1 protein-coding gene is annotated in these 1,052 nt (G+C 53.8%); it reads right to left on the reverse strand.

Features of this window, described 5'->3' with window-relative positions; all coding sequences use genetic code 11:
- Positions 1 to 1,052, reverse strand: a 1,052-nt coding sequence (locus tag QT992_RS04160) for an Ig-like domain-containing protein (RefSeq protein ID WP_333376591.1), incomplete at both ends; no start/stop codon positions are given.

The following is a 1,052-nucleotide window of genomic DNA, read 5'->3' on the forward strand; positions in this document are numbered from 1 at the left end:
GAGTTCCGGTTGGAGTCGGAGTTCCGGTTGGAGTCGGAGTTCCCGTGGGAGTTGGAGTTCCGGTTGGAGTCGGAGTTCCGGTTGGAGTCGGAGTTCCCGTGGGAGTTGGAGTTCCCGTGGGAGTTGGAGTTTCCGTGGGAGTTGGAGTTCCGGCTGGAGTCGGAGTTCCCGTGGGAGTCGGAGTTCCGGCTGGAGTCGGAGTTCCCGTGGGAGTCGGAGTTCCGGTTGGGGTTGGAGTTTCCGTGGGAGTCGGAGTTCCCGTGGGAGTTGGAGTTTCCGTGGGAGTTGGAGTTTCCGTGGGAGTTGGAGTTTCCGTGGGAGTTGGAGTTTCTGTGGGAGTCGGAGTTCCGGTGGGAGTCGGAGTTCCGGTGGGAGTGGGAGTTGGAGGGGTATTTACAATAATGCTTCCCGTGACGATCGCAGAATCAGCTTTCCCGTCGTTAGCCTTGTAGGTAAAAGAGTCTGTCCCTGCAAAACCAGTATTGGGAGTATAAGTGAAAGAACCGTTAGCGTTGAGGGCGATCGACCCTTTAGCCGGATTTGTCACCAGAATCGCCGTCAACGGGTCCTTTTCCGGGTCTGTATCGTTGATTAAGACTCCCAAACCAGTCACGTTGAGACTCGTATTAAAAGCAGTAGTATAGCTGTCAGAATTCGCCACAGGCGGGTTATTGTTGACGCTGACAGTCACGGTAGCCGGTTCCGAGCTAACTATTCCGTCGCTGACTGTGTACGTAAAGGTGTCTGTTCCAGAAAAGCCAGCGTTAGGAGTATAAGTGAAAGAACCGTCTTTGTTGAGGGCGATCGACCCTTTCGTCGGATTTGCAGCCACCGCAGCAGTCAGCGTGTCTAAATCTGCATCGGTGTCGTTGATTAAAACTCCCGGCGCTGTTAAGCTGAGGACTTTTCCGGCACTGATGCTGTAGGTGTCGGGTTGTGCGATCGGCGGATTGTTTGTAACGTTGATATTTGCCGAAATTGCTGGTGAAGTAGCAGCCCCATCGCTGACAGTGTAAGTAAAGCTGTCGAGTCCAACAAATCCTGGATTGGGA

It is taken from the genome of Microcoleus sp. T3_D1, assembly GCF_036700405.1.
Lineage (GTDB): Bacteria > Cyanobacteriota > Cyanobacteriia > Cyanobacteriales > Microcoleaceae > Microcoleus.